This is a genomic window from Streptomyces sp. NPDC012835 (assembly GCF_042900885.1).
GTDB lineage: Bacteria > Actinomycetota > Actinomycetes > Streptomycetales > Streptomycetaceae > Streptomyces.
This window is the reverse complement of record NZ_JBIBBW010000008.1, coordinates 146,619-168,351: the sequence shown is the minus strand read 5'-3', so window position 1 is coordinate 168,351 and position 21,733 is coordinate 146,619. Positions and strand designations below refer to the sequence as shown.

General features: G+C 71.9%; 16 protein-coding genes. 5 read left to right on the top strand and 11 right to left on the bottom strand.

Translation table 11 applies throughout. From position 1 onward, the window contains the following. Positions 1-27: 27 nt before the first annotated feature. Positions 28-159 carry a hypothetical protein gene (locus tag ACFY6S_RS27970; protein WP_388814663.1) on the bottom strand — a complete coding sequence of 44 codons (132 nt, stop codon included), beginning with the start codon at positions 157-159 and terminating at the stop codon, positions 28-30. Positions 160-451: 292 nt separating this feature from the next. Here ACFY6S_RS27970 and ACFY6S_RS27965 point away from each other — a divergent pair, with 292 nt between their 5' ends. Then, positions 452-1,288 carry a DUF1206 domain-containing protein gene (locus ACFY6S_RS27965; RefSeq protein WP_388814665.1) on the top strand — a complete coding sequence of 279 codons (837 nt, stop codon included), beginning with the start codon at positions 452-454 and terminating at the stop codon, positions 1,286-1,288. A 99-nt stretch (positions 1,289-1,387) separates the two neighbouring features. On the opposite strand, the gene pruA is transcribed toward ACFY6S_RS27965, so the two are convergent. Together pruA and ACFY6S_RS27955 are read right to left on the bottom strand one after the other, a co-directional pair. After that, positions 1,388-3,019, bottom strand: coding sequence for an L-glutamate gamma-semialdehyde dehydrogenase (gene pruA, locus ACFY6S_RS27960; RefSeq protein WP_388814666.1), 1,632 nt, complete (start codon positions 3,017-3,019; stop codon positions 1,388-1,390). A 65-nt stretch (positions 3,020-3,084) separates the two neighbouring features. Continuing rightward, positions 3,085-4,011 carry a proline dehydrogenase family protein gene (locus ACFY6S_RS27955; RefSeq protein WP_388814668.1) on the bottom strand — a complete coding sequence of 309 codons (927 nt, stop codon included), beginning with the start codon at positions 4,009-4,011 and terminating at the stop codon, positions 3,085-3,087. Between the two features lie 139 nt (positions 4,012-4,150). On the opposite strand from ACFY6S_RS27955, the gene ACFY6S_RS27950 reads away from it, so the two are divergent. Further along, positions 4,151-5,443 carry a PucR family transcriptional regulator gene (locus ACFY6S_RS27950; protein ID WP_388814670.1) on the top strand — a complete coding sequence of 431 codons (1,293 nt, stop codon included), beginning with the start codon at positions 4,151-4,153 and terminating at the stop codon, positions 5,441-5,443. Positions 5,444-5,568: 125 nt separating this feature from the next. Here ACFY6S_RS27950 and serA read toward each other — a convergent pair whose 3' ends face one another. The 6 genes from serA to ACFY6S_RS27920 form a co-directional block, all read right to left on the bottom strand. Beyond that, entirely contained in the window at positions 5,569-7,161 is a 1,593-nt protein-coding gene (gene serA, locus ACFY6S_RS27945; RefSeq protein ID WP_388814672.1) for a phosphoglycerate dehydrogenase, read from the bottom strand. Positions 7,162-7,430: 269 nt separating this feature from the next. Further along, the gene (gene ilvC, locus ACFY6S_RS27940) at positions 7,431-8,516 is read right to left on the bottom strand and encodes a ketol-acid reductoisomerase (RefSeq protein ID WP_388814674.1); all 1,086 of its coding nucleotides are present in this window, start codon (positions 8,514-8,516) and stop codon (positions 7,431-7,433) included. 32 nt (positions 8,517-8,548) lie between these two features. Further along, entirely contained in the window at positions 8,549-9,073 is a 525-nt protein-coding gene (ilvN, locus tag ACFY6S_RS27935) for an acetolactate synthase small subunit (RefSeq protein ID WP_066945691.1), read from the bottom strand. A gap of 35 nt (positions 9,074-9,108) precedes the next feature. Then, entirely contained in the window at positions 9,109-10,974 is a 1,866-nt protein-coding gene (locus tag ACFY6S_RS27930) for an acetolactate synthase large subunit (RefSeq protein WP_388814677.1), read from the bottom strand. 210 nt (positions 10,975-11,184) lie between these two features. Further along, positions 11,185-14,022: a putative bifunctional diguanylate cyclase/phosphodiesterase gene (locus ACFY6S_RS27925; protein WP_388817799.1), complete on the bottom strand. Its 2,838-nt coding sequence runs from the start codon at positions 14,020-14,022 to the stop codon at positions 11,185-11,187. Between the two features lie 447 nt (positions 14,023-14,469). Then, on the bottom strand, positions 14,470-15,411 hold the full coding sequence (locus ACFY6S_RS27920) for a 2-hydroxyacid dehydrogenase (RefSeq protein WP_388814678.1): 942 nt from the start codon (positions 15,409-15,411) through the stop codon (positions 14,470-14,472). Positions 15,412-15,685: 274 nt separating this feature from the next. On the opposite strand from ACFY6S_RS27920, the gene ACFY6S_RS27915 reads away from it, so the two are divergent. From ACFY6S_RS27915 to ACFY6S_RS27905, 3 genes are all read left to right on the top strand, one after another. Continuing rightward, the gene (locus ACFY6S_RS27915) at positions 15,686-16,684 is read left to right on the top strand and encodes an aldo/keto reductase (RefSeq protein WP_388814680.1); all 999 of its coding nucleotides are present in this window, start codon (positions 15,686-15,688) and stop codon (positions 16,682-16,684) included. Between the two features lie 213 nt (positions 16,685-16,897). Beyond that, positions 16,898-18,049 carry a PQQ-dependent sugar dehydrogenase gene (locus ACFY6S_RS27910; protein ID WP_388814682.1) on the top strand — a complete coding sequence of 384 codons (1,152 nt, stop codon included), beginning with the start codon at positions 16,898-16,900 and terminating at the stop codon, positions 18,047-18,049. 47 nt (positions 18,050-18,096) lie between these two features. Continuing rightward, a complete protein-coding gene (locus tag ACFY6S_RS27905; RefSeq protein WP_388817802.1) occupies positions 18,097-18,237 on the top strand; it encodes a DUF6191 domain-containing protein in 141 nt (46 codons plus the stop codon). Between the two features lie 402 nt (positions 18,238-18,639). Here ACFY6S_RS27905 and ACFY6S_RS27900 read toward each other — a convergent pair whose 3' ends face one another. Both ACFY6S_RS27900 and ACFY6S_RS27895 read right to left on the bottom strand, forming a co-directional pair. Beyond that, positions 18,640-19,053, bottom strand: a complete 414-nt coding sequence (locus ACFY6S_RS27900) for a hypothetical protein (RefSeq protein WP_388814684.1) — start codon at positions 19,051-19,053, stop codon at positions 18,640-18,642. A gap of 294 nt (positions 19,054-19,347) precedes the next feature. Beyond that, a complete protein-coding gene (locus ACFY6S_RS27895) occupies positions 19,348-21,579 on the bottom strand; it encodes an MMPL family transporter (RefSeq protein ID WP_388814686.1) in 2,232 nt (743 codons plus the stop codon). Positions 21,580-21,733: the final 154 nt, after the last annotated feature.

Genomic DNA, 21,733 nt, shown 5'->3' with positions numbered 1-21,733 from the left:
GGGCGCGCACGAGCGGCCGGCCGGCCCTCAGTGGCCGGTCGAGCCGCCGTTGTCCCTGCGGTCGAGGGCACGCTGGAGGGCGGCGGCGGCGTTCCTGCGGTCGGATTCACTGGTGCGCGCGGTGTGACGGACGCGGCGGCGGACAGTCGTCTCGGCCATGATGGATCGACTCCTTGAGGCAGTGGGGACACGCGGCGGGGCCGCGTGATGCAGCTGCGAGGTGCCGGGGCGGGGGCGCGTGCGCGACAGGGGTTGCCTGTGTGGCGCCGGCCCGGAGCGCCCTTCGCCGGATGGGCGGGACGTTCGGCTCATTCCACGCTAAGCGAGGGACGGCTCTCTGTCTGCCTGGTTACTCGGACTTCCTACTATCTGAGACGGCGCGCCCCTCCGGCGGGCCGCGCCGTCGTTTCCGCCGGGCGGGCCGGGGCATCCGGGCTGGGGAGGCCAAACCATGGACGTAACGACGAAGACACGTGACGGGCGCCGCAAGGCGCGGCGCGCGGCGAACAGCTCGGCGATGGACGCGGCGGCCCGCTGGGGCTTCGTCTCGCGGGGCGTGATCTACCTGCTGATCGGGGCGCTGGCGCTGCGGGTCGCGTTCGGCAGTGGTCAGCAGGCCGACAAGGGGGGCGCGCTCGCCGAACTCGCCGAGCAGCCGATGGGATCCGTCCTGCTGTGGGCGGTGGGCGTGGGACTGGCCGGGATGGCGCTGTGGCGGCTCTCCGAGGCCGCGTTCGGCGCGGCGGGCCCGGACGGCTCCAAGGCGGGCAAGCGGCTGCTGTCGGCGGGCCGCGCCGTCTTCTACGGATTCTCCGCGTACTCGGTGCTGGCGTTCGCGGTGGGCGAGGAGGGCAGCGGCAAGGGGTCCAGCGACCAGGAGTCGCGCGATGTCACGGCGAAGGCGCTGGAGCTGCCGGGCGGCCAGTGGATCGTCGGGGCCGCCGGGGTGGGGGTGGCGCTCGCGGGGCTGTGGATCGGGGCCCGCGCGGTCATGCGGAAGTACCACAAGCATCTGAAGCTGGGTCAGATGTCGCGGACCGAGCGGCGGTTCGTCGATGTTGCGGGTGTGGGCGGCGGGTCCGCGCGGGGCGTTCTGTTCGCGGCGGCCGGGGTGTTCGTGGTGCTGGCGGCCGTCGCGTACGAGCCGGACCGGGCGAAGGGCTTCGACAACACCCTGCGCTCGTTCACCGACACCCCGGCGGGTCCCTGGCTGCTGGCCGTGGTCGCGATCGGGCTGGCGCTGTTCGGGGTCTTCTCGTGCGCGATGGCCCGCTGGCGCGACGTCTGAGCGGTGCCCGTGCCCCGGCGGCGGGACCCGGGCATGGGACCGCCCCCGTACCGGAAGGGGGGCAACCGGTACGGGGGCGGGATCGGGGGGACGGAGCCGTCAGCCCATGTGCGGGTAGCGGTAGTCCGTCGGCGGGACCAGCGTCTCCTTGATGGCGCGGGTCAGCGTCCAGCGCATCAGGTTCTGCGGGGCGCCCGCCTTGTCGTTGGTGCCGGACGCGCGACCGCCGCCGAAGGGCTGCTGGCCGACGACAGCGCCGGTCGACTTGTCGTTGATGTAGAAGTTGCCGGCCGCGTAGCGCAGCTTCTCCATCGCGTGGGCGGCGGCGGCGCGGTCGCCCGCGATGACCGAGCCGGTCAGGGCGTACGCCGAGACGGACTCCATCTGGTCGAGCACGCTCTCGTACGCGGCGTCGTCGTAGACGTGCACCGCGAGGATCGGGCCGAAGTACTCGGTGGTGAAGACCTCGTTCTCGGGGTCCGTGCAGACGATGACGGTCGGGCGTACGAAGTAGCCGACGGAGTCGTCGTACGTGCCGCCCGCCACGATCGTGCAGGTGGGGTCGGCGGCGGCACGGTCGATCGCGGCCTTGTTCTTGGCGAAGGCGCGCTCGTCGATGACGGCGCCGATGAAGTTCGACAGATCGGTGACGTCGCCCATGGCGATCCCGTCGACCTCGGCCGCGAACTCCTCCTGGAAGCCGTCGTTCCAGATCGACGCGGGAATGTAGGCGCGCGAGGAGGCCGAGCATTTCTGGCCCTGGTACTCGAAGGAGCCCCTGGTCAGCGCGGTCTTCAGGATGGCGCGGTCGGCGCTCGGGTGGGCGACGACGAAGTCCTTGCCGCCCGTCTCGCCGACGATCCGCGGGTAGGAGCGGTACTTCTCGATGTTGTTGCCGACCGTCTTCCACAGGTGCTGGAAGGTCTTGGTCGAGCCGGTGAAGTGGATGCCCGCCAGCTCGGGGTGGTGCAGGGCCACCTCGGAGACGGCGATGCCGTCGCCGGTCACCAGGTTGATGACGCCCTTGGGCAGCCCGGCCTCCTCCAGCACGCGCATCAGCAGGACGGCGGCGAGGGTCTGCGTCGGGGACGGCTTCCACACCACGACGTTGCCCATGAGGGCGGGCGCGGTGGGCAGATTGCCCGCGATGGCCGTGAAGTTGAAGGGCGTGATCGCGTAGACAAAGCCTTCGAGCGGCCGGTGGTCGAGCCGGTTCCAGACGCCGGGCGAGTTGGCCGGCGGCTGCTCGGCGAGCAGGTCACGGGCGTACTTGACGTTGAAGCGCCAGAAGTCGACCAGCTCGCACGGGGTGTCGATCTCGGCCTGCTGGACGGTCTTCGACTGGCCGAGCATGGTCGCGGCGGCCAGCGTCTCGCGCCACGGCCCGGAGAGCAGCTCGGCGGCGCGCAGGATGATCGCGGCGCGGTCGTCGAAGGCCATCGCGCGCCACCCGGGGGCGGCGGCGAGCGCGGCGTCGATCGCGTCCTGCGCGTCCTTCTCGGTGGCACCGGCGAAGGTGCCCAGCACGGCCCGGTGGTTGTGGGGCTGTACGACGTCGACGCGCGCACCGCCGCCCATCCGCTTCTCGCCGCCGATGGTCATCGGCAGGTCGACGGGGTTCTCGGCCAGCTCCTTCAGCCTGGCCTCCAGACGGGCCAGCTCGGCGGAGCCGGGAGCGTACCCGTGCACCGGCTCGTTGACCGGGACGGGAACCTGGGTCACAGCGTCCATGGTGGCGAATCTCCTCAATCTGCTGGATCTGTACGTCGGTCGTGCTCGGTCGCGTGAGGGGCCGGTCAGCCGCGGGTGACCAGCGAGCGCAGGAAGAACGCGAGGTTGGCGGGGCGCTCGGCCAGGCGGCGCATGAAATAGCCGTACCAGTCGGTGCCGTAGGCGATGTAGACACGCATCCGGTGTCCCTCGGCGGCGAGCCGGAGCTGCTCGGCCTCGCGGATGCCGTACAGCATCTGGAACTCGTACTCGTCGAGTTTACGTCCGGCACGCCGGGCGATGTCCTGGGCTATCGCGACGATACGCGGGTCGTGGGTGCCGACCATCGGGTGGCCGCCGCCCTCCATCAGGATCCGCAGCGAGCGGATGTACGCCTTGTCGACCTCGCTCTTGTCCTGGTACGCGACGGAGGCGGGCTCCTTGTAGGCGCCCTTGACCAGGCGGACGCGCGAGCCGGCGGCGGCGAGGGCCCGGCAGTCCTCCTCGGTGCGGAAGAGGTACGACTGCACGACCGCGCCGGTCTGCGGGAAGCGGGTGCGCAGCTCGGCGTGGATGGCGAGCATCGAGTCGATGGTGGTGTGGTCCTCGGCGTCGAGGGTGACCGTGGTGCCGATCGCGGCGGCGGCCTCGACGACGGCGGTGACGTTCTCCAGCGCGAGGTCGTGCCCGCCGGGCAGCGCCTGGCCGAAGGAGGACAGCTTCACCGACATCTCGGCGCGCTCCCCCAGCTCCAGCGGCGCGAGGGCCTCGATCAGGCGGAGGTAGGCGTCCCGGGCGGTCAGCGCCTCGGCCCGGTCGGTGATGTCCTCGCCGAGCACGTCGAGAGTGATCTCCAGGCCGTTGTCGGCCATGGACCGGACGACGGGGATCGTCTCATCGACGGACTCGCCGGCGATGAAACGGTTCACGACGGGCTTGGTGACCGGGGCGGCCGAGACGGCACGCCGCATGGCGTCGCTGCGCGACGCGGCAAGGATCACGGGACCCAGCACGGGCCACCTCCACGATGGAATTGAACGGGGAACCACTGCGAAACCTAGAGATCGCTCCGATCCTCTGCCATCGACAGCTGTCACGCATCCGTGCCACCGCCTTCAGACATATGTCTGAAGGCGGTGGGAGAATGTCCGGGTGAGCGATGGTTATCAGGAACTGGTCGACGAGATCTCGGCGCTGCTCGGCGTCCCGGCGACGCTGGAGAACCGCGACTTCGGGCTGATCGCCTTCGGCGCGCACGACAGCGAGGACGACACGGCGATGGACCCGGTCAGGACGCGTTCGATCCTGACCCGGAAGTCGACGCCCGCGGTCCGCGCGTGGTTCGAGGCGTTCGGCATCACGCGGGCCACGGAACCGGTCCGTATCCCGGCCGCCCCGGACGCGGGGGTCTTCCGGGGCCGGATCTGTCTGCCGGTGCGCCACCGGGGCCATGTCCTCGGCTACGTGTGGCTGCTGGACGACTCGGACCCCGGACCGGCCGCCTCCCGGCTGGCGGCGGCCATGGAGGTGACCGGCCGGATCGGCGACCTGCTCGCCGACGAGCTGCGGACGGGCGTGGACCTGGCCCGCGAGCTGGGGGCGGTCCTCACCACCGGGCCCGGCTGGCGGCGGGAGATGGCGCTGACCACGCTGCGCACCGCCCTCGGCCCGAGCGCGGACGGCCTGCACGTGGTGGTGTGCGTGGCGCCCTGGCCGGGCGGGGAGCCGGCGGCGCGGGCGGTGCCGGGGACGGCGGCGCTGTGCACCCTGCCGTACGGCCCCGGCCACGGGACCGGTGCCGACGAGGGGAACGGCGGCGGGGGCGCGCACGGCTTCACCGACGGCTCCGCTCGCGCCGGCGTCGGTGACACCGGGGCCGGGGGGCACACCGGCGCGCGGGCGCTGGCCCTGCTCGTACGGCTGCGCTCCCCCGACGCCCTCGCCCCCGTGCTCGCGGCCGTGGACCGGCTGCGCGCGAGCGCGGGCCCCGGCGCCGCCGCGGGCGCGGGCACCCCGCGCCGGGGCCCCGCCGAGCTGCCGGAAGCCTGGGACGAGGCGGTCGCGGCGGCCCGCGCGTGCGAGGCCCAGCCCCGCTTCGGCCCGGTGGCCCGGTGGTCCGCCATCGGCGCGTACCGCCTGCTCACCGCGCTGCCCACCGGCCCCGACCCCGCGGTCCTCCCCCTGCTGGCCCCGGCCCACGGCGAACTGGCGCACACCGCCGAGGCGTTCCTCGACCACGCAGGTCAGGCGGGCCGCACCGCCTCGGCGCTGGGCATCCACCGGCAGACGCTCTACTACCGGCTCTCCCGGATCGAGCAGCTCACCGGGCTCGACCTGGACGACGGCGAGGACCGGCTGCTGCTCCACATGGCGCTGAAGGCCGCCGCGATCCGCCCCGGCCGACGACGACCGGGCGCCGCCGAGCGCCGTCCGCGCACCGGCTGAGTACGGGCTGAGTACGGGCTGGGCGTCGGCTGACGCGTCGGAGCGCGGACACCGCTCCGTCCGGGAACGCCGCGAGGGGCCCGGCGTCGTCGCCGGGCCCCTCGCTCACGTACCGACGGACGGCGTCAGTCGGTCAGGTTCACCGAGCGGGCGGAGGCCGCGCCGATCTCCTCGGAGATCTCGGCGAGCACCGCGGGCGGCACGGTGTCGTCCACGGTGAGCACGACCAGCGCCTCGCCGCCCTCCTCCGCGCGGGACACCTGCATGCCCGCGATGTTCAGCCCGGCCTCGCCGAGAATCCGGCCGACCGTGCCGACGACACCGGGGCGGTCCTCGTACCGCAGCACGACCATGTGGTCGGCCAGCGCCAGCTCCACGTCGTACTCACCGATCGCGACGATCTTCAGCAGGTGCTTGGGACCGGCCAGGGTGCCGGAGACCGAGACCTCCTCGCCGCCGGCGAGGGTGCCGCGCACGGTGACGACGTTGCGGTGGTTAGGGGACTCGCTGGAGGTGGTGAGCCGGACCTCGACACCACGCTCCTGCGCGAACAGCGGGGCGTTGACGTACGACACGGTCTCGGCGACGACATCCTCGAACACGCCCTTGAGCGCGGAGAGTTCGAGCACCTTCACATCGTGCTGGGTGATCTCGCCGTACACCTCGACGTCGAGCCGGGCCGCGACCTCGCCCGCGAGGGCGGTGAAGATCCGGCCGAGCTTCTCGGCGAGCGGCAGTCCGGGGCGTACGTCCTCGGCGATGACCCCGCCCTGGACGTTGACCGCGTCCGGTACGAGCTCACCGGCGAGCGCGAGCCGCACGGACCTGGCGACGGCGATGCCCGCCTTCTCCTGTGCCTCGTCGGTGGAGGCGCCGAGGTGCGGGGTGCAGACGACCTGGTCGAACTGGAACAGCGGGGAGTCCGTGCAGGGCTCCTTCGTGTACACGTCGAGCCCGGCACCGGCGACGCGGCCCTCCTTGAGGGCGGAGGCGAGCGCCTCCTCGTCGACGATCCCGCCGCGCGCGGCGTTGACGATCCGCACGGACGGCTTGACCTTGTGGAGCGCCTCGTCGCCGATCAGGCCCAGCGTCTCGGGGGTCTTGGGCAGGTGCACCGTGATGAAGTCCGAGACTTCGAGCAGCTCGTCCAGCGAGAGCAGCTTGACGCCCATCTGGGCGGCGCGGGCCGGCTGCACATAGGGGTCGTACGCCACGATCTTCATGCCGAAGGCGGACATGCGCTGCGCGACCAGCACGCCGATGCGGCCGAGGCCGACGACGCCGAGGGTCTTCTCGCTCAGCTCGACGCCCGTGTACTTGGAGCGCTTCCACTCGCCGTTCTTGAGGGCGGTGTTCGCCTGCGGGATGTGGCGCGCGGTGGCGACGAGCAGACCGCAGGCCAGCTCGGCGGCGGTGACGATGTTGGAGGTCGGCGCGTTGACGACCATCACGCCCGCCTTGGTGGCGGCGGAGACGTCGACGTTGTCCAGACCGACCCCGGCGCGGGCGACGACCCGCAGCTTCGAGGCCGCGGCGACGGCCTCCGCGTCGACCTTGGTCGCGGAGCGGACGAGGATCGCGTCCACATCGGCGATGGCGGGCAGCAGTTGCGCACGGTCGGCGCCGTCACAGTGCCGGATCTCGAAATCCGGACCGAGCGCGTCGACGGTGGCGGGCGAAAGCTCTTCAGCGATGAGTACGACAGGTTTCGAGCTCACGTGAGTCCTCACAAGTCCCATTGCGGACGGCCGTCCCGACGGCCGCATGCGGTGGAGGGGTCCTAGGGCGGAGCGCGCCCTAACCGCGTGAAAGACGCACGACGCTGTGGGCCTGACGCGTATGTGTTGAGCAGTGTAATGCCGTCACCGGAGGGTTATTCCGCCCGTGCGGCAGGATCACTCGTACGTGCGGCCCGGCGTCGGCGCCCGGTGGCGGCGGCCCCGGACCGTGAGGCCCGGGGCCGCCGCCGACTTGCCCGTCCGGGTGACTACGCGTCGTCGTTGTCGACCCAGCTCATGAGCTTGCGCAGCTCGGCGCCGGTGGTCGCCAGCAGGCTGTCGCTGTCGGCCTTCTTGTACTCGTTGTACTTCTTCAGACCGCCGTGGTACTCGTCCATCCAGTTCTTGGCGAACGTACCGTCCTGGATCTCGGCCAGGATCTTCTTCATCTCGACCTTGGTCTGGTCGGTGATGACGCGCGGGCCGCTGACGTAGTCGCCCCACTCGGCGGTCTCGGAGACCGACCAGCGCATCTTCTCCAGGCCGCCCTCGTACATGAGGTCCACGATCAGCTTCAGCTCGTGGAGGCACTCGAAGTACGCGATCTCCGGCTGGTAACCGGCCTCGGTGAGCGTCTCGAAGCCCGCCTTCACCAGCGCGGCGGTGCCGCCGCAGAGCACGGCCTGCTCGCCGAAGAGGTCGGTCTCGGTCTCTTCCTTGAAGGTCGTCTTGATGACGCCGGCGCGGGTGCCGCCGATGCCCTTGGCGTACGAGAGGGCCAGCGCGAACGCCTTGCCCGAGAAGTCCTGTTCGACGGCCGCGATGCACGGAACGCCGCGGCCCTCCTCGTACTGGCGGCGGACCAGGTGGCCGGGGCCCTTGGGGGCGACCATCGCGACGTCGACGTTGGCCGGCGGCTTGATGAACCCGTACCGGATGTTCAGGCCGTGGCCGAAGAACAGCGCGTCGCCGTCCTTCAGGTTGTCCTTGATGGACTCCTCGTAGACCTGGCCCTGGATCGGGTCCGGCACCAGGATCATGATGACGTCGGCCTCGGCGGCGGCCTCGGCCGGCGTCACCACGCGCAGGCCCTGCTCCTCGGCCTTGGCCTTGGACTTCGAGCCCTCGTGCAGGCCGACCCGGACATCGACACCCGAGTCACGGAGCGACAGCGCGTGGGCGTGGCCCTGGCTGCCGTATCCGATGACCGCGACCTTGCGGTTCTGGATGATGGACAGGTCGGCATCGTCGTCGTAGAACAGCTCGGCCACTGGGTCTTCTCCTTGGTGTGCACGTTGAACAGCTGCTTCCCACCGTACGGCGGGGCGGCTGCGGGTGGTTTCCCGGTCCGGCATTCGAGCCGGACCGGGGCTGGGACCGGCGCTCGTCAGGCGCTGCGGTCGAGGGCCCGCAGGCTGCGGTCGGTGATGGACCGCGCGCCGCGCCCTATGGCGATCGTCCCGGACTGCACGAGCTCCTTGATGCCGAACTGCTCCAGCATCTTGAGCATCGCGTCGAGTTTGTCGCTCGATCCGGTGGCCTCGATCGTGACGGCCTCGGGTGAGACGTCGACGGTCTTGGCGCGGAACAGCTGGACGATCTCGACGATCTGGGAGCGGGTCTCGTTGTCGGCCCTGACCTTCACCAGGACCAGCTCGCGCTGGATCGCAGCGCCGGGCTCCAGTTCGACGATCTTGAGGACGTTCACCAGCTTGTTGAGCTGCTTCGTCACCTGCTCCAGGGGGAGTTCCTCGACATTGACCACGATGGTGATGCGGGAGATGTCGGGGTGTTCGGTGACACCGACCGCGAGTGAGTCGATGTTGAACCCGCGGCGGGAGAACAGCGCGGCGATCCGGGCGAGGATACCGGGGGTGTTCTCCACCAGAACGGAGAGTGTGTGCCTGGTCATGGTCGGTCTCTTCTCTCGGGCTCTCGTTCCGCGGGTCAGTCGTCGGTGCTGTCGCCGAAGTCGGGACGGACGTCCCGGGCGGCCATGACCTCGTCGTTCGAGGTGCCCGCGGCGACCATCGGCCACACCTGGGCGTCCTCGTGGACGATGAAGTCGACCACGACGGGGCGGTCGTTGACGGCGTTGGCCTTGGCGATCACCGCGTCCAGTTCGTCCGGGGACTCGCAGCGCATCGCCACGCATCCCATGGCCTCGGCCAGCTTCACGAAGTCCGGGACGCGGGTGCCGCCGCTGGGGCCGCCCTCGGTCTCCAGGCCCGCGTGCAGCACGGTGTTGGAGTAGCGCTGGTTGTAGAAGAGGGTCTGCCACTGGCGGACCATCCCCAGCGCGCCGTTGTTGATGATCGCGACCTTGATCGGGATGTTGTTCAGGGCGCAGGTGGTGAGTTCCTGGTTGGTCATCTGGAAGCAGCCGTCGCCGTCGATCGCCCAGACGGTACGGTCCGGCCGCCCGGCCTTGGCGCCCATGGCGGCGGGGACCGCGTAGCCCATCGTCCCGGCGCCGCCGGAGTTCAGCCAGGTGGCGGGCTTCTCGTAGTCGATGAAGTGGGCGGCCCACATCTGGTGCTGCCCGACGCCGGCGGCGAAGACGGTGCCCTCGGGGGCGAGCTGTCCGATGCGCTGGATGACCTGCTGCGGGGCGAGTGTGCCGTTGTCGGGCTGGTCGTAGCCGAGGGGGTAGGTCTCGCGCCAGCGGTTGAGGTCCTTCCACCAGGCCGCGTACCCCGACTTGGCGGCCGCTCCGACCTGGCCCTCGGTGTGTTCGGCCTGGACCGCCTGGACGAGGTCGGCCAGGACCTCGCGGGCGTCGCCGACGATCGGCACGTCCGCGATCCGGTTCTTGCCGATCTCGGCCGGGTCGATGTCGGCGTGGACGATCTTGGCGTGCGGGGCGAAGCTGTCCAGCTTGCCGGTGACGCGGTCGTCGAAGCGGGCGCCGAGGGCGACGATCAGGTCGGCCTTCTGGAGCGCGGTGACGGCGGTGACCGACCCGTGCATGCCCGGCATGCCCACGTGCAGCGGGTGGGTGTCGGGGAACGCGCCCAGCGCCATCAGGGTGGTGGTGACGGGGGCTCCGGTCAGCTCGGCGAGGACCTTCAGCTCGGCGGTGGCGCCGGCCTTGAGGACTCCCCCGCCGACGTACAGCACCGGGCGCGTGGCCTGGGAGATCAGCTTGGCGGCCTCGCGGATCTGCTTGGCGTGCGGCTTGGTCACCGGGCGGTAGCCGGGCAGGTCCTGGACCGGCGGCCAGCTGAAGGTGGTCCGCGCCTGGAGGGCGTCCTTGGCGATGTCGACCAGCACGGGTCCCGGGCGTCCGGTGGAGGCGATGTGGAACGCCTCCGCGATGGTCCTCGGGATGTCCTCGGCCTTGGTGACCAGGAAGTTGTGCTTCGTGATCGGCATGGTGATGCCGCAGATGTCCGCCTCCTGGAAGGCGTCCGTACCGATCGCCCCGCTCGCCACCTGACCGGTGATCGCGACCATCGGCACGGAGTCCATGTGGGCGTCGGCGATCGGCGTGACCAGGTTGGTGGCGCCGGGGCCCGAGGTGGCCATGCAGACGCCCACCTTGCCGGTGGCCTGCGCGTACCCCTCGGCCGCGTGGCCGGCGCCCTGCTCGTGGCGGACCAGGATGTGGCGGACCCGGGTGGAGTCCATCATCGGGTCGTACGCGGGGAGGATGGCGCCGCCGGGGATGCCGAATACCGTGTCGGCGCCGACTTCCTCAAGAGAGCGGATGAGCGACTGCGCGCCCGTGACGTGCTCGACGGAGGCGGAGGACGGTCCGCCGTTACGGGCCCGCGGCTGCGGATGGTGGGCCCCGGTGGCCTGGTCGGTCATCGGCATTCTCTTCTCGAAGCTGAGGGTTTTTGCGAGGGTTTGGGGTGTGCCGGTGCAACAAAAAACCCCTCGTGCCGTGAGGCAGGCGAGGGGAGCGCGTCGGTGCGGTCTGCAGAGCGGGTACGGGGCTCTGCTTCAGCCGACGCGCTTTCCAAGTACGAGGATTCGGGTGCGCATGGCACTGACCCTCCCTCCGCCGCGCCCCGGCTGTCAAGTGGGTGGGACGGGCGTCTCATTATTTGAGCGGATCGCGGGGCGCGGAATCCGGTCGGGGACCGACTGCCGGGAGCGCCGGACGGGGAGCGCGCTGCCGGAGAGGACCGGCTGCGCGGCGGCGCCCGGGACCGGGTACGAGCCCGTGACCAGGGCGCGGCGCAGCCGGTGCTCGTCCAGCGGTCCGGCGAAGGCCATGCCCTGGCCGTGGGTGCATCCCATGGCCCGCAGCGCGATCACCTGTTCGGGGACGTCCACGCCTTCGGCGACGGACTGCATACCGAGGTCGCAGGCGATCCGGAGCAGCCCCGCGGTGATCTTGTGCAGCCGGGCGGACTCCACGACGCCCTCGACCAGTCCGCGGTCCAGCTTCAGTACGTCGACGGGGAGCCTGCGCAGCGCGCTTATCGCCGCGTACCCGCTGCCGAAGCCGTCGAGCGCGATCCGCACGCCGAGGCGGCGCAGCGCGACCAGACGGCGCTCCAGCTCGTCCAGGGAGGCGCGCGGCTCGCTGTCGGACAGCTCGATCATCAGGGCGCCCGAGGGCAGCCCGTGCCGGGTCAGCAGCGCCTCGATGGAGCCCAGCGGCATGGACTTGTCGAGCAGCATGCGGGCCGGCAGCCGGACGGCCACGGGGACGGTGTGGCCGATCCCGGCGCGCTCGGCGGCCTGCTCGACGGCCTGTTCGAGGAGCCAGCGGCCCAGCTCCGCGGTGCGGTCGCTGTCGTCGGCGACGCGCAGGAACTCCGCGGGGGTGTACAGGATGCCCTGGGCGGAGCGCCATCGGGCCTGGGCGGCGACGGCGGAGACCCGGCCGGAGGTGAGGTGGACCACCGGCTGGTGGAGCAGGGCGAATTCGCCCTCGTGCAGGGCGGTGCGCAGCCGGGCGGCCAGCTCGGTCCTGCGGACCACGTCCGCCTGCATCTGGGGGGCGTACAGCTCGACGCGGTTCTTGCCCGACGCCTTGGCCCGGTACATGGCGAGGTCGGCGTTGCGCATGAGGCCGGTGGGGGTGGTGCCCGGCTCGGCGAAGGCGACGCCGATCGAGGCGGCGACCCGGACGTCGTTGCCGTCGATGCGGTACGGCTGGGAGAGCCGGAGCCGGAGCCGGTCGGCGATCTCGTGGACCTGGTACTCCCGGGTCGTCCGGTCGGTGGAGCCGTCGCCGAGGACGATGGCGGCGAACTCGTCGCCGCCGAGCCTGGCGGCGGTGTCCCCGGCCCGTACGGACTCCTGGAGGCGGTGGGCGGCCTGAACGAGCAGCTCGTCACCGGTCTGGTGGCCCAGCCGGTCGTTGACGCCCTTGAAGCCGTCGAGGTCGATGAAGAGCACCGCGGTGCCCGCGTCGGTCGCGCGGCGTCCGGCGAGGGCCTGCCGGACCCGCTCGGTGAACAGGGCGCGGTTGGGGAGGTCGGTGAGCGGGTCGTGCTCGGCGTTGTGCTGCAACTGCGCCTGGAGGCGGACGCGCTCGGTGACGTCCCGGCTGTTGAAGATCAGCCCGCCCTGGTGGCGGTTGACGGTGGACTCGACGTTGAGCCAGCCGCCGCTGCCGGAGCTGAAGCGGCACTCGATCCTGGTGGTGGGCTCCTCCGCGGGGGGCGTGGCGAGAAAGCGCCGGACCTCGTGGATCACCCGGCCCAGGTCGTCCGGATGGATGATCGAGGCCAGCTCGGCGCCGACGAGGTCCTCGGCCTCCCGCCCGTACACCCCCGCGGCCGCGGGGCTGACGTAGCGCAGGGTGCCGGAGGCCGCGGCGATCATGATCACATCGCTGGAGCCCTGCACCAGGGAGCGGAAGTGGTTCTCCTTCTGGGCCAGTTCGTGGGTGAGCGCGATGTTGTCGACGAGCATGATGCCCTGCCGTATGACCAGAGCGAGCACGACCGTGCAGCCGGTGAGGACCACGACCCGGTCCACCCGGCGGCCCTCGATGACGTTGTAGAGAATCCCCAGCGTGCAGACGGCGGCGGCCAGATACGGCGTGAGCGCGGCCAGCGAGCTGGCGATCGGCGTGGAGTGGCGGCCCTGCCGGTGCGGTGCCGGGACGGTGTCCGTCATGCGGCGCACCCCCCAGGGCGCGTAGGCGAGGAGCAGCGAGCCGGCGAACCAGCCGGCGTCCAGCAGCTGCCCGGAGCGGTAGGTGTCACGCAGCAGCGGGGAGGTGAACAGGGCATCACAGAGCACCGTCAGAGCAAGGGCGGCGATCGCGGTGTTGACCGCGGAGCGGCTGCCCGCGGCGCGCCGGAAGTGGAGCGCGAGGACCATGCTGACGAGCACGATGTCGAGCAGGGGATAGGCGAGCGAGAGCGCGGCCTGGAGCACGCTCTCGCCCTGGAAGGACGCCGTGCGCGCGAGCGCCAGGCTCCAGGACAGGGTGAGCAGGGAGCCGCCGATGAGCCAGGAGTCCAGCGCGAGACAGACCCAGCCGGCCCGGCTCACCGGGCGTTTGGCGAGGACGAGCAGTCCGACGATGGCGGGCGGCGCGAAGCAGAGGAAGCAGAGGTCCGCGAGGGAGGGGCTCGGCACGGGCTCGTCGAGCACGACCTCGTACCACCCCCAGACCGCGTTTCCGGCGGAGGCCATCGCGGACGAGAACGAGAACAGCAGCCAGGCGGGCCGGAACCGGCTGGCGTGGCCGCGTGCGTAGAAGAAGCAGGAGACGGCGGCGATCAGGGCGGCGACGCTCAGCCCGAAATCACCCATGATCAGGGCCAGCCGCTCCGAACCCCAGCCCAGCGCCGCTCCGGCGGCGTATCCCGCGCAGATCAGGGCGAGGAGGAGCTGGGCGATCAGCCCGCTGCTCCCGCCGACCGCCGGGCGCGCGCCGACGATCATGCCCTCGGCGCTCACCGGAGCGCCCCGCGAGGCTCCGGCGCTGCCCCCGGCCGCGGCAGGACCGCCGCCGGTGCGGGTGATGTCGGTGCTGGTGCCGGCGCTGCCGGTGCGGGTCCCGGAGGTGGCGCCGAGACCCTCGGCGCGCACGGTGTGCGCGCCGGGATGCCCGGAGGCCGTCGCCGCCGGCGTCCTTGACGCGTCGGATCGTTCGTCCGTCGACCGTACATCGCCCGTCGCCCCCCTCGGTTCCTGATCGCTCCGCCGCGCCGACCCGGGCGCGGCACAGCCCCCAGATCGGGACGATACACCAGACTCGTCACTCAGGGACATAGTTCTTCTACTCTCCGTGACGACCTGGGACGTTGTCGCTTCGGGGGTGCCTCGGGGCGGCCTCGGGGCGGCCTCGGCGGGCGCGCGGAGCGGTGCGAGGGCGCCCGCCGCGCGATGTCACGCGCCCGTGGTGAGTACGACGTTCAGCGGCTCCTCCCCGGCCGCGAACCGGGTCAGCTGCGCGACGAGCAGACGCTTGGCACGCGGCAGGAAGGCGGAGGTGGGTCCGCCGACATGGGGACTGATGAGAACACCCGGAGCATGCCAGAGCGGATGGCCGGAGGGCAGGGGTTCGGGGTCGGTGACATCGAGGGCGGCCCGGATCCTGCCGCTCTCCAGCTCCGCGAGGAGCGCCCCGGTGTCGACGACCGCGCCGCGCGCGACGTTCACGAGCAGCGCGCCGTCCTTCATCCCGGCCAGGAAGGCGGTCCCCGCCAGGCCCCTGGTCCCCTCGTCGAGCGGCGTCGAGAGAATCACCACGTCCGCCTCGGGCAGCAGCGCGGGCAGTTCGGTGAACGCGTGGACCGCGCCGCGCTCCGCGGTACGGGCGGAGCGCGCCACCCGTATCACCCGCGCGCACTCGAAGGGCGCGAGCCGGTCCTCGACGGCCGCGCCGATCGAGCCGTACCCGACGATCATCACGGACTTGTCCGCGAGCGCCTCGTGGAAGCCGGAGCGCCACCGCTGCCGGTCCTGGTCCCTGACGAAGCCGGGCACCCCGCGCAGGGAGGCGAGGGTCAGGGTGAGGGCCAGCTCGGCCGTACTGGCCTCGTGGACGCCCTTGGCGTTGCACAGCCGCACGCCCGGCGCCAGCACGTCCAGGCCCGGCGTCACGTTGTCCACCCCCGCCGAGAGGGTCTGCACCAGGCGCAGGGACGTCATTTCGGCCAGCGGCCGGGTGGAGACCTCCGGGCCGCGCATGTACGGGACGACGTACAGGGCGCACCGCGCCGGGTCGGCGGGGAAGGAGTCCCCGCCGTCCCAGAAGCGGTAGTCAAGGCCCTCGGGAAGCCCTTCGATCTCGTCTGCCGGATACGGGAGCCATACGTCTGAAGTCATGGTCAGGAGGCTATGCGAAGCCCGGCGGGACGATGCGGTGGTGATCTGGTGCACGATAGGGAGTGGATCAGTGAGCGCCCGCCGCGGAGCGGCCGACGCGGCTCGGGATCCACGGCGGTGGAGGGAAGCGGCGCGGGGCGTCGTCGGCCGACGGCGACGCCGGAGGCGGAGCCGCGCGGAGGGGCGTCGGGAGCCCGCTCGCTGTCGTGCGCCGGGTCGTTGGCCCGAGGACGGCACAGGACCGCCGGGGCGGTCTTACGGAGGGGTACGGCAGTTGGAGCGCAGGACAATCGGTGCGGCGGCGCTCGAAGTGGGGGCGGTCGGACTCGGCTGCATGCCCATGCACTGGGCGTACACCGGCTCGCAGCAGCGCGGCGACCGGTCGCTCCGTACGGTGCACGCGGCGCTCGACGCCGGTACGAGCCTGCTCGACACGGCCGACATGTACGGCCCCTTCACCAATGAGCTGCTGCTGGGGCGGGTGGTCGGGAAGCGGCGGGCCGATGTCTTCGTCTCGACCAAGTGCGGACTGCTCGTCGGTGACCAGCACGTCGTCGCCAACGGCCGGCCCTCCTATGTGCGGCGCGCGTGCGACGCCTCGCTGCGCCGCTTGCAGACCGATGTGATCGATCTCTACCAACTGCACCGCGCCGACCCCGAGATACCCGTCGAGGAGACCTGGGGCGCGATGGCGGAGCTGGTGAGCGCCGGGAAGGTGCGGGCACTCGGCCTGTGCGCCGTGGGGCCGCGTGCCTCCCGCCGCCGGTCGGGGGCGCGTCCGCACGAGTCGACGATCCGCCGGCTGGAGCGGATTCAGCAGGTGTTTCCGGTGAGCGCGGTGGAGGCGGAGCTGTCGGTCTGGTCGCCGGAGGCGCTGGAGCGGCTGCTGCCGTGGTGCGAGGCGCGCGGTATCGGCTTCCTCGCGGCGATGCCGCTGGGCAGCGGATTCCTGACCGGCACGCTCACCCCGGGGCAGGGTTTCGAGCCGGACGACCTGCGGGCGCGCCATCCCCGGTTCACGGCCGAGATCATGGCCGCGAACCAGCCGCTGGTGGTCGGGTTGCGGCGGATAGCGGAACGTCACGGCGCCACACCGGCGCAGGTGGCCCTGGCGTGGGTACTGACCAGGGGGCGCCATGTGGTGCCGCTGCCGGGTACGAAGCGGGAGGAGTGGGCGGTGGAGAACGCGGGGGCGGCGCGGCTGGAGCTGACCGCGCGGGATCTGGCCGAGATCGCCGCGCTGCCGCCGGTGCGGGAGTCGTGGGCCTACTGAGGAGCGGTCGCGTCGGGGCGGCCGGATCGGGGCGGCGGTGCTAAGAAACAGGGGGACGGGAGGGGCGGGGGAAACGGTCGGGCAGGTCCGTCGTGGCTCTCGGCGGCCGTCCGCCGCGCGTACGCCTTCCGTCCGGCGTCAGTCAGTCGTCCCGTTCATCTCGTGTCGTTGTCCGTCTCGTCGAAAGGGACCCGAACCGTGCAGCGTTCAGCAGTGACGGCCGTATGTGCCGCTGCGGCTCTCCTCGTGGCCACCGGATGCTCGTCCGACCGCGCCCCGGATCTCGGCCGGAGCCCGGCGTCGAGCCCGGCCGCCGCACCGTCCGAGGACGGGACGCCGAGTCCGTCGGCCGCGCCGGCGAAGGGGTCGGCGAAGGTGGTGTCCACCCTGACCCGGGGACTGCGGACGCCCTGGGGGCTGGCCGCCCTGCCCGACGGCGATCTGCTGGTCTCCTCGCGCGACGACGGGACGATCACCCGCGTCGGCGTGCGGGAGGGCAAGCGCGGCGAGAAGACGACGATCGGCTCGGTGCCCGGCGTCGCGCCCGCCGGTGAGGGGGGCCTGCTGGGGATCGCGCTCTCCCCCTCGTACGCCTCGGACCACCTGGTGTACGCGTACTTCACCACCGCTTCGGACAATCGCATCGCCCGCATGCTGTACGACGAGAAGAAGCCGGCCGGGCAGCAGTTGGGCGCCCCGGACACCGTGCTGCGCGGCATTCCGAAGGGGACCATCCACAACGGCGGCCGGATCGCCTTCGGCCCGGACAAGATGCTGTACGCGGGTACGGGCGAGGCGGGTGAGGCGGCGCTCGCCCAGGACGAGAAGTCGCTCGGCGGCAAGATCCTGCGGATGACCCCGGACGGACAGCCGGTGCACGGAAATCCGCAGGGCGACTCGGTGGTGTACTCCACCGGCCATCGCGATGTGCAGGGGCTGGCCTGGGACGCCCAGGGGCGGCTGTGGGCCTCGGAATTCGGTCAGGACAAGTGGGACGAGCTGAATCTGATCGAACCGGGGAAGAATTACGGCTGGCCGGACGTGGAGGGAAAGGGCGGCACCGCCGAGGGCTATGTGGACCCGGTGGAGGAGTGGCCGCCGGGTGAGGCGTCGCCGAGCGGGCTCGCGTTCGCGGAGGGTTCCCTGTGGATGGCGGCGCTGCGCGGCGAGCGGCTCTGGCGCGTTCCGCTGGCGGGCCGGGAATCCGCCGCGCCCCCGCAGGCGTTCCTGAAGGGGCGGTACGGCCGCCTGCGTACGGTGCTCGCGACGGGCGGCGACACGGTGTGGCTGACCACCAGCGACACGGACGGCCGGGGCACACCGCGGCCGGGGGACGACAGGATCCTCCAGCTGAAAGTGGGGTAGCGGCACGGTGAAGCGTGACCGGGAGAGGGGGAAGCGCCGTGTTCAACATGTTCGAGGAGATCTTCGCGCCGGGCCGGAAACACACCCGTGACGAACAGAAGCGGCTGGAGTTGAGCCGGGTCGACGTCGATCCCAACGACCCGGGCCGGGGCCCGATAGACCTGACCTCCGGGAAGGTCACGATATGAGTCCCGGAGGAGCCCGGCCACGAGGATTCCGACCCGGTGGATTCCGAGGCGGCCCATTCCGAAGCCGTGGATTCCGGGGCGGTCGATCCCGAAGCGGTCGATTGCGGCGGCCGGGAATCCCCGGCGACGGAATCCGGCGCCGGAAACGGACCGGAGAACGGACCGGAAGGCCCCGCTGCATCCGGCGGCGAGGCCGGGGGAAAGACGTCTCGGGGCTGAAAGAGCCGCAGCCGGTGAGCGAGGGCCGCGGCCTCCGTACGCCCGAGCCCCCCGGCTCGGCCAGGATGTCGGAGACGATGCCGCGGTGGCCGGCCCCGCCTCGCCGCCGGGCCTCGGACACGGCTCCGGCTCAAGGGGCCGGGGCGGGTCCCGGGGCCGGTGGCCGGTGGGCGCGCGGCCCGGTCAGGACGCCGTGGTCGGCAGGGCGGCGAAGAGGTCGAAGTACATGCCGAGAGACATCAGCAGGCCGAGGAGGCCGAGGACGGCGCCGGCCAGGGCGAAGGGGCGCACCCAGGCGGTACGGGGCTGCGGCAGCGCGAGCACGATCGCGCCGATGATCAGCGCCACCAGCGCGACGGCGCCGTTGACCAGGGCGGTGGCATGCCAGGCGTCGCCGTAGATCGCGGAGATCTGCTGCTCGGTGGAGGCGGTCTGCCCGGTGTTGAGCTGCCCGACGAGGCCCTGGCGCTCGCCGAGAATCCGGCTGCTCCAGGTGCCGGTGAGGGCGACGATGCCGAGGCAGACCGCGAGGACGGCCGCCGAGGCGGCGCCGAGTCCGGAGGAGCCGCCGGTGGCCGGGGCCGCCGCGTCGTCCACGGCCTCGTCGTCGCCGTCGTCGTCGTGGTCGTGGTCGCTGTCGTTGTCCGCGCCGCTCGTGGGGTCAGCTTCGGCGGCCGGGGTGGCGTCCTCGGCCGGGTTCTCGGCCGTCCCGTCGGCCGTCTCCTTGGTCAGGTCCTTGGCGGCGGGTTCGCGTCGTTCGCGTCGGCCGTTGTCCGCTCGGGGGTCTCGGTCTCGGGTGTGGGGTTCATACGTCGCACGCTAGGGGCCGCGTCTGAGAGCTTTCTGAGAACCACGGAACCCATCAGGACCCGCCCCTTGACAACGCGCCCCTCATCGGACCAGCGGGCTCTCCTCCTGCTCGCGCGCGCCGGGAATCCCGGCGGGCCCGCGCCGGGCGGGCGCCTCGATGCTGATCCGGGGCAGCCAGCGGTCCACGCGGCGCGGCAGCCACCAGTTGGCGCCGCCGAGCAGATGCATCAGGGCCGGGACCAGCAGCGTACGGAGGACGAAGGCGTCCAGCGCCACGGCCGCCGCCAGCCCGATGCCGAACATCGCGATGACCCGGTCGCCGCTGAGGACGAAGGCCAGGAAGACCGAGATCATGATGACCGCCGCCGAGTTGATCACCCGGCCGGTCTCGGCGAGTCCGACCCGTACGGCCCGCCGGTTGTCGCCGGTCTCCAGCCACACCTCGTACATCCGGCCGACCAGGAAGACCTGGTAGTCCATGGAGAGCCCGAAGAGGACCGAGACCATGATCACCGGCAGGAAGGGCTCGATGGGGCCCGCGCTGCCCAGTCCCAGCAGTTCGCTCCCCCATCCCCACTGGAAGACCGCGACCACGATCCCGAAGGACGAGGCGACGGCGGCCACGTTCATCAGCGCGGCCTTCAGCGGGATGCCCACGGACCGGAAGGCGAGCAGCAGAAGCAGACAGCCGAGGGCGATGACCACTCCCACGAAGAGCGGGAGCTTGCCCACGATGATCGCGGCGAAGTCGTCGTAGCTCGCGGTGACCCCGCCGACGTACACCTTCAGTGTGGTGCCGCTCGCGTTGCCGGGCAGCACCTCCGTACGGAGGCGGTCGACCAGTTCGCTGGTGCTCCGTGCCTGGGGCGCCGAGTCCGGTACGACGGTGAGCAGCGCCCGGTCGCCGCTGCCGTTGAACAGGATCGGGCCGACCGAGGCGACGCCCTCGGTCCGCCGCAGGGTGTCGGGCAGCTGGTCCATGGCGAGCCGGTCACCGGCGCCGTCCAGCCGGGCGACCAGGGTGAGCGGGCCGTTGACGCCGGGGCCGAAGCCGTCGGCGAGCAGGTCGTACGCCTGCCGGGTGGTGGCCGTGGACGGGTTGTTGCCCTGGTCGGACGTGCCGAGCCGGAGCGAGAACATGGGGAGGGCCAGGGCGATCATCACCACGGCGGCGAGGGCGCCGAGCAGGCGTGGGCGGCGTTCCACGAAGAGCGACCAGCGCGCCGCGAAGCCGGTCGGCTGTTCGGTGACGGGTCCGTGCGCGGCGAGCCGTGCCCGCTCGCGGCGGCTGAGCGCGCGCGTGCCGATGAAGGACAGCAGGGCGGGCAGCAGGGTCACGGAGGCGGTGACGGTGAGGACGACCGTGAGGGAGGCGGCGATCGCGACGCCGTTGAGGAAATCCAGCCGCAGGATCAGCATGCCCAGGAGGGCGATGCAGACGGTGGCGCCGGCGAAGACGACGGCCCTGCCGGTGGTCGCGACGGCGTCGGCGGCGGCCTCCGGGACGCTCAGGCCGCGGGAGAGGCCCGTGCGGTGCCGGGTCACGAGGAACAGCGCGTAGTCGATGCCGACGCCGAGCCCGATCAGCAGACCGAGCATCGGCGCGAAGTCGGCGACCGTCATCGCCTGGCCGAGCAGCACGATGCCCGCGTACGCCGTCCCGACCGAGACGAGAGCCGTCGCGATCGGCAGCAGGCTGGCAGCGAGCGAGCCGAAGGCGAGGAACAGGACGACGGCGGCGACGGCCACGCCCACGAACTCGGCGGTGTGCGTGGTGGTGGATTCGGTGAGCGCGACGGCGCTGCCGCCGAGTTCGACCCGGAGCCCCTCCGCCCCGGCGCCCTTGGCGGTGTCGACCAGGGCGCGGGCCGCCGCCTCGGGGACGGAGTCGGCCGGGCGGTCGAATGTCACCCGGGCGTAGGCCGTCTGCCCGTCGGCGCTGATCTGTTCCCCGCCCTCGGCGGAGTACGGGCTGACGACGGACGCGATGCCCGGCAGTTTCGCCACCCTGCCGAGCATCTCACCGGTCCGCAGCTCGACCTCGGTCGCGCGCACCGACCCGTACGGCCGGCTCCCCGGCGTGTCACCCGCGCCGGTGTGCCAGACGATGGTGTCGCCGTCCCCGCCCAGACCGGGGAACCCGCTGTCGAGGAGCCGGGTGGCCTCACCTGACTCGGTGCCGGGGACCTCGTAGTCGTCGGAGTAAGCGGAGCCCGTCACCAGGGCGGCCGTCGAGACGCCGCCGAGCGCGAACAGCCAGATGAGCACGGTGAGGAGCCGGTGGTGGACGCACCAGCGCGCGAGGGCTGCCAACGGACCGCTCCCTGGAGTCGTGGGTCTTCGTCGGGAACAGCCCGTCGGGAGGAGCCCGCGAAGAACGCGTGACCTACGGAGAGCTACTGTCGCAGCATATAGTGATCGTTTGTCCGCTTCGTGGGGTTACTCACAGTGGCGCTCGGGGGCGGCG